We start from the raw sequence: 6,478 nt of genomic DNA on the forward strand, positions 1-6,478 counted from the left end.
AGCTACGAAAGTATATGGAGCCTACGCGACCGCCCGTGCAGGCTCTTGCCGATTCCGACGCCACGGGTAGGGTGGAGGGCTCGCAGCCGTCGGTCGCACCTGCGCCGACGACAGAGGGGACGACATGGCTCAGCAGAACTCCGATCGACTCACCGCCGTCGACGCAGGCTTCCTCCACCAGGAGGGTCCCGCCGCCCACATGCATATCGGCGGGGTGATCGTCTTCGAGGGACCACCACCACCGTTCGCGGAGGTCCTCAACACGGTCCGCGGGCGCCTGCACCTGCTGCCGCGCTACCGGCAGCGGCTCGAGCAGGCACCGCTCCAGAGCGGCAACCCGGTCTGGATCGACGACCCGGCCTTCAACCTCGAGTACCACGTCCGGCGGACCGCCCTCCCCCAGCCGGGCACCCGCGACCAGCTGCGCGAGGCGACCGCCCAGATCTTCTCCCAGCGGCTCGATCGGTCCAAGCCGCTCTGGGAGCTGTGGGTGATCGAGGGGATCGAGACCGGCCGCTGGGCGTTGATCTCGAAGACCCATCACGCGCTGATCGACGGCCTCAGCGGGATCGACATCGGCACCGCCCTGCTCGACATCGGCCCCGAGCCGATGGAGATCCCCCACCCCGACGAGGCCTGGCAGCCGCGACCGGTCCCGAGCCGCTCGGAGCTGCTCGCCGACGGCGTGGTCGGGATCGCCCGCGCCGGCGTCCTCGGCGCGGCCCGGGCGATCGATGCGGTGTCCCGGCCGACCGCCGCCGTCGCCCGCGCTCGCGAGGTCGGCGAGGGGATCGCCGAGATGGGCTGGGCGCTGATGAACCCCGCCCCGGGCACCCCGCTGAACGTGCCGATCGGCACCCACCGCCGCTACCGCGCCGTCGAGAGCGAGCTGGCCACCTTCAAGCGGATCAAGGACCAGTTCGGCGGGACCGTCAACGACGTCGTCCTGACCGTGGTGACCAGCGCCCTGCGCGGCTGGTTGCAGGAGCGCGGCGTCCGGACCGAGGGCCTCGAGCTCCGCGCGCTGGTGCCGGTCTCGACCCGGGTCGCGAGCGAGCAGGGCCAGCTCGGCAACCGGCTGACGGCGATGCGCGGCCCGTTGCCGGTCTACATCGCCGACCCGATCGAGCGGCTCGAGTTCATCCGCGAGGCGATGAAGGACCTCAAGGAGAGCAAGCAGGCGCTGGGGGCCGAGGCGATCGCCAACGTCCAGAACTTCGCGCCGCCGACGATCCTCGCCCAGGCGTCCCGGCTGACCTTCTCGACCCGGCTCTTCAACCTGCTGGTCACCAACGTGCCGGGCCCGCAGTTCCCGCTCTACTTCCGCGGACGCAAGATGGAGCGGGCGTTCCCGATCGCGTTCCTGCCCGAGAACCACGCCCTGGCGATCGCGATCCTCTCCTACAACGGCGCGGTCAGCTTCGGTCTGATCAGCGATCGCGACGCGGTGCCCGACCTGAAGGTGATCGCCGACGGGATCCGCCACGCACTCGACGAGCTCGACGAGCTGGCGCAGGCCAAGGCCGCGGGCGAGCGGCGCCCGCGCGTGCGGGCCTAGCGCCCACAGGACGCGCACGGCCCGGCTCGATCGGACCGACGCCCAAGCCGGGCCGGTCGAGGCGCCGTCAGGGGCGGTGCCCGGCCCGGGCGCCGCGCTCGCCGCTCAGTTCCGGTGGAGGCTGAGCGCGGTCTTGGTCGAGAGTCGAGCCCGATTGCCCGCCTTGTCGACGCCACGCAGGGCAAAGCGGACCGTCCCCTGCGGCACCGACACCGAGAGGCTGCGGGCGGCGGTGCTCGCGACCCGGGTGAAGCGCCCGCCGTCGACGCTGCGCCAGACCTCGACGCGCCGGACCCCGGAGGCGACCAGCGGACGCGGGGCGCGGTCGCTGACCTGCCACGCCAGTCGGGCCCGTCCGCTGGAGACCGTCCGCGACCGGCTGCGGAAGCTCGCCTTCGGAGCCTGGAGATCGACCCGCCGGGCGGCGTCGACGGCGGCGAAGGCGTCGACGACCCCCCAGCCGGTCTGCTCAGTCCAGCCACCCGACCGCTGCGCGGTCTGCTTGATCAGGCGCACGATCTCCTGCGAGCCGAGCTGCGGGTTCGCCGACCGCATCAGTCCGGCGACCCCCGCGACCATCGGAGCGGCCATCGAGGTGCCCGCCTCGTAGGCGTAGCGGCGATCCCCGCGGACGTCGGTCCGCTGCGCGAGCGCCGCCACCGGCTGCCCGGTGGCCGGATCGGTCGTCCGCTCGTAGCTGGCGTTCCCGGCCGGGAACGCGCCGATGATGCCGGGCGGCCCTCCGGAGTTGGCGTAGGCCCCGAAGGCGGCCACGCTGATCTGGGTCCCGAAGCCGGCGAAGCTCGCTCGCCGGCCGTCGGCGGTCGCCGCGGTCACGGTCAGCCCGATGCCGTCGTCGAGCTTGCTGCCGGTCCCGGTCGGCTGGAGGATGTTGGCCGGGTAGCCCTGCTCGGCACCGGGCCGGTCGGAGGCCGCGGTCACCAGGACGACGCCCTTGTCCGCGGCGGCCTGCAGCGCCTGCCGGAGGACCAGCGGCGCGTCGACGCCGCCGTCGACGCCGAAGCTCATCACGATCGCGTCGACGCCGAGCTCCGCCGCCCGGGTCACGGCCTTCGCGACGCTCGAGTCGTAGAGGTCGCTCTTGATCGTGATCAGCTTGCAGCGGCCACCGGCCCCGACCGTGCCGGCGGCGTCGTTGAACGCCGAGCAGGCGAGTGAGGCGACGTGCGTGCCGTGACCGAACTCGTCGGTCCGCGCGGTCCCCGGAACGGTCCCCTGGGCACGTTCGACGAACGACCGTTTGATCACCGGCGACAGCTGGGGATGACTCGCGTCGAAGCCGGTGTCGATCACCGCGATCGTCGTCTTCGCGCCGTTGGTCAGCTTCCACGCCTCGGGCAGGCGCATCTGGCTCGCCCACCAGGCCTTGGCCACGCCGTCCGGCGCGAGCGGCTCCTGGTCGTGGAGGACGGGGTCGTTCGGCAGGCTGCGAACGGCGGCTCGGCGCTCGGGGACGACCTCGACGACGGCCGGGTCCTGCTCCAGCTCTGCGGCCCGCTGCGCACGGGCCGCGGCGTCACCGCCGGCGACGACCGTCGACCGGAGCCCGTCCTCGGTCCGCGTGGTGACCAGCAGCCGCCCGGTCGGACCGGAGCGCTGCTCGGCCGTCGCTCCGGCGTGCTTCTGGGTGGACGTCGCCGCGAGCGCGGCCGGTGAGGCCGCCGCTCCGCTGAGGCAGACGACGATGGCGACGCCGAGCAGGCGGACGGCGGGACGGGCAACGGGACGGTGCATGTTCTCCCGGGTTGCAACCCCCACACAGGGCTGCGGTTTCGGTCGGGGGCGAAGAGATCGGGCCAAGCGGCGCGCGGTGGCGCTCAGAAGCCGAGCGCGAACTTCGCGTCTTCGCTCATCTTCTCCGGCGACCACGGCGGGATGAACGTCACCTCGGAGCCGACCGTCTCGACGCCGTCGAGCTCGCCGACGAACTCCTCGATCTGGGACTCGACCTGCGGCCCGATCGGGCAGCCCGGCGTCGTCAGCGTGTACGTCACCTGCACGTGGCCGTCCTCGATGACGACCCCGTAGATCAGTCCGAGCTCCACGAAGTCCAACCCCAGCTCGGGATCGATCACGTTCGCGAGCGCGGCTTCTACATCTTCGACGCTGGCCATCTACCGAGTGTCGCACACTGGCGCGGGCGATCGATCGGCCTGCGCTCCCGCTCGGCGCCGCTCCGGCGTACGGTACGAGGATGATCCTGATCGTCCTGCTCGCCCTCGTTGGCGGTGCCGTGCTCGAGGTCTGGGCCGTCCTGCGGGTCGCAGACCTGATCGGGGCCGCCCCGACCGCGCTGCTCCTGATCGCCAGCTCGATGCTGGGGGCGCGGGTGCTCGGCCGCGGCGCACTCCACGCCTGGCGGCGAGTGGCGGACGCCTCGCAGACCGGGGACAAGGTCGGCGCGCGGGTCCTCGACGCCGGGATCGTGGTCATCGCCGGGGTGCTGCTGCTGGTCCCCGGCCTGATCAGCGGCGCGCTGGGGCTGCTGCTCCTGCTGCCGCCGGTGCGGACGTTGGTGCGACCGTTGCTCGGCTTCCTCGTCCTGCGGCGGATGACGATGCCGTTCGTCGTCGGGACGCGCGGCGCCGGCTGGGCGGCAGGCCAGGCCGCCCGTCGCCGCGCGGGCGCGGCGGACGTCGAGGGGACCGCGACCGAGCAGCCGCGGCCCGGGGACGTGCCACCGACCCTGCCCGAGAGCGACCTGTTCGACGACGAGCCGGTCCGGCGCTCGCCGCCGCCCGACCTCGAGGGCCACGCGGACAGCGACGACGATCCCCGCTGAGCGGCGTTCTCGCGACGGGAGGGGCTCGTCGTCCGCGGCCGGGTGCCGTCGCTGACGACGGAGACGGCCGCCCGTCGGTCCGGGTCGCAGGCTGGCATGATCGCCGGATGGCCCTCGATCCCGCTCTGGAACGGCCCCATGTCGCCGACGACCCGGCGTTCAGCGACGCCGTCACCTGCGCCTTCGCCGACGAGCGCTCGGGCGTCCAGGGCACGGTGCGGATCGGCGTCGCCGGCGGGGCGGCCTCCGGGCTGATCATGGTCTTCGCCGAGGGCGCTCCGGTGATCAGCCAGGCCGAGGGCGGGATCGCCGTCGAGGGGACGCCGCAGGACTACACCGAGCTGCAGGCTGCCGGGATCGACCACACGATCGTCGAGGCCCATCACCGCTGGACGGTCTCGGTCGCCTCTGACGCGGGCGCGCTCGACCTGACCTTCGAGGCGACCGGCCCGCCGCTGGTGCTCGCGGCCGACCATCCCGCCGCGAAGTGGGGCGGCATGGAGGGCTACGAGCAGCCGTGCCGCGTGACCGGCAGCCTCAGCTGGGCGGGCGGAAGCCGCCGGGTCAAGATCGACGGTGTCGGCCAGCGCGGCCACCAGTGGGGTGCCCCGGACTGGAGTCGGCTGGAGCTGGCACGCACGGTCACCGGCTGGTTCGGCGACGAGGTCGCCTTCAACGTCAACGCCCTGCGGCCCGACGGTGCCGAGTCCCACGCCGACGAGATCGCCTGGTCGACCGTCTCCCGCGCGCCGGCCCTGGTCGCGGAGGAGCAGTTCGACGACGAGGACGAGGACGACGTCGCTCCGGAGCCGCTGGCCGAGCCCGACACGGCTCGGGCCGTGGTCGAGACGCCGGAGCCGCGGATCTCGACCACGACCGACAGCGGTGGCCGCCACACCCACGCCACGATCGAGCTCTGGGAGAGCGACGAGGGGCCGGTCTGGACGGCGACGGGCGAGGCGATCTCGGGCACCACCATGGAGCTCGGCCGCCTGCGGCTCGACATGGCCTTCTTCCGCTGGCGCCTCGGCGACCGCAGCGGCCTCGGCCGCTACGACATCCTCCGCAAGGTCCCCGCGCCCGACGAGTCCTAAGACGCCGCGCGGTTCCGCGAGGGGAACCGCAAAGCCGCGCGGTTGCGTCTGAGGTGGTCGTAGGCCGAGCAGGTCGCCGCCGGGAAGCGAGAGCTGGACGCCAGTCCTGCCGAGCGAACCAGGTGGCGAGATGCGACGGCATACGGCCGCCTCAGACCAACCGCCTAGTTCTCGGAGCCGAGGCGATCCCAGCAGTACAGCTCGGTCGCCTCGCGCGCGATCAAGGTGGCGCTCTCGTCCGAGAGGTGCGGAAGCACCGCGCGCAGGGCCTGTTCCTCGGCGACGCCCGCGTCGAACGCGTCCTCGCCCCGGAAGCCGGCGGCGATCTTCATCGCCTCACGGCGATTCTCGCCGAGGGTCGGGAAGACGCGGACGAGGAAGTCGCGGTTGGCGACCGGCTGGCCGACCTCCAGCGAGGCGTGCCAGGCGGCGAGCATCGAGAGGTCGTTCTCGTCGAGGTCGGCGAGCGTGCGGGAGTACTGCCCGACGAGCTCGGGCTCCGGGATCTCGTCGACCCAGGCGCGCACGACCTCGCCGACCAGCTGGCGACGGGCCTCGCGGCCGATCGACTCGGCGATGACGCGGATCGCGTCCTGGGGACAGATGAAGACGAGGTCCACGGGTTCTTGGAACGGTAGGGCGCGGGCCGGACGGAGCCCGTGCTACTCGATGCCGAACTCGTCGGCGGCGGTTCCTCCGCCCGCGGCCGCAGGCCCTCTGGGCGCCGACGCGGTGCCAGCACTCGACGAGCCTCCGGAGCTGTTCGACGGAACGCTCGGGTCTGTCGGGGCCGGGGCCGTCGACTCCGGGGCCGTGGGCGCTGGGGCCGTCGGCGCCGTCCGACGTTCCTCGGCCGCCCGTCGAGCCGCCGCCCGTCGAGCGGCGTCGGCGGCCGCCCGACGACGCTCCGCCCGGCCGGCCGCGGCCCGCCGCCGGCTGGCCGGTGGTCGGATCGATCGCGACGTCACCTGCCGGCGCGCCGGGCTGCTGCTCGGCCGCACCGGGGCGCTTGCCGATCGTCTC

Annotated in this window: 6 protein-coding genes; 3 read left to right on the forward strand and 3 right to left on the reverse strand. The window is 73.4% G+C overall.

Annotation, left to right across the window (positions count from 1 at the left end):
- The first annotated feature begins 124 nt into the window (after positions 1 to 124).
- Positions 125 to 1,558, forward strand: a complete 1,434-nt coding sequence (locus ACVUH9_RS18100) for a WS/DGAT/MGAT family O-acyltransferase (RefSeq protein ID WP_475759422.1) — start codon at positions 125 to 127, stop codon at positions 1,556 to 1,558.
- A 105-nt stretch (positions 1,559 to 1,663) separates the two neighbouring features.
- Here the strand turns inward: ACVUH9_RS18100 and ACVUH9_RS18105 are convergent, their stop codons facing one another.
- Positions 1,664 to 3,313 carry a S8 family peptidase gene (locus tag ACVUH9_RS18105; protein ID WP_475759424.1) on the reverse strand — a complete coding sequence of 550 codons (1,650 nt, stop codon included), beginning with the start codon at positions 3,311 to 3,313 and terminating at the stop codon, positions 1,664 to 1,666.
- Between the two features lie 83 nt (positions 3,314 to 3,396).
- Positions 3,397 to 3,693 (reverse strand): metal-sulfur cluster assembly factor, encoded by a 297-nt coding sequence (locus ACVUH9_RS18110; RefSeq protein ID WP_475759426.1) that lies wholly within the window; start codon positions 3,691 to 3,693, stop codon positions 3,397 to 3,399.
- Between the two features lie 80 nt (positions 3,694 to 3,773).
- On the opposite strand from ACVUH9_RS18110, the gene ACVUH9_RS18115 reads away from it, so the two are divergent.
- Positions 3,774 to 4,361 carry an FxsA family protein gene (locus ACVUH9_RS18115; protein ID WP_475759428.1) on the forward strand — a complete coding sequence of 196 codons (588 nt, stop codon included), beginning with the start codon at positions 3,774 to 3,776 and terminating at the stop codon, positions 4,359 to 4,361.
- 107 nt (positions 4,362 to 4,468) lie between these two features.
- A complete protein-coding gene (locus tag ACVUH9_RS18120; RefSeq protein WP_475759430.1) occupies positions 4,469 to 5,455 on the forward strand; it encodes a DUF7065 domain-containing protein in 987 nt (328 codons plus the stop codon).
- 164 nt (positions 5,456 to 5,619) lie between these two features.
- Here the strand turns inward: ACVUH9_RS18120 and ACVUH9_RS18125 are convergent, their stop codons facing one another.
- Complete coding sequence (locus ACVUH9_RS18125; protein ID WP_475759432.1) at positions 5,620 to 6,075, reverse strand: hypothetical protein; 456 nt, start codon at positions 6,073 to 6,075, stop codon at positions 5,620 to 5,622.
- Positions 6,076 to 6,478: the final 403 nt, after the last annotated feature.

The sequence above is a fragment of the Patulibacter ginsengiterrae genome, assembly GCF_056269115.1.

What these genes read in the sequence shown, in the direction of transcription:
- ACVUH9_RS18110 (WP_475759426.1), bottom strand. Translation starts at nt 3,693, where the DNA reads ATGGCCAGCGTCGAAGATGTAGAAGCCGCGCTCGCGAACGTGATCGAT.
- ACVUH9_RS18100 (WP_475759422.1), top strand. Translation starts at nt 125, where the DNA reads ATGGCTCAGCAGAACTCCGATCGACTCACCGCCGTCGACGCAGGCTTC.
- ACVUH9_RS18105 (WP_475759424.1), bottom strand. Translation starts at nt 3,313, where the DNA reads ATGCACCGTCCCGTTGCCCGTCCCGCCGTCCGCCTGCTCGGCGTCGCC.
- ACVUH9_RS18115 (WP_475759428.1), top strand. Translation starts at nt 3,774, where the DNA reads ATGATCCTGATCGTCCTGCTCGCCCTCGTTGGCGGTGCCGTGCTCGAG.
- ACVUH9_RS18120 (WP_475759430.1), top strand. Translation starts at nt 4,469, where the DNA reads ATGGCCCTCGATCCCGCTCTGGAACGGCCCCATGTCGCCGACGACCCG.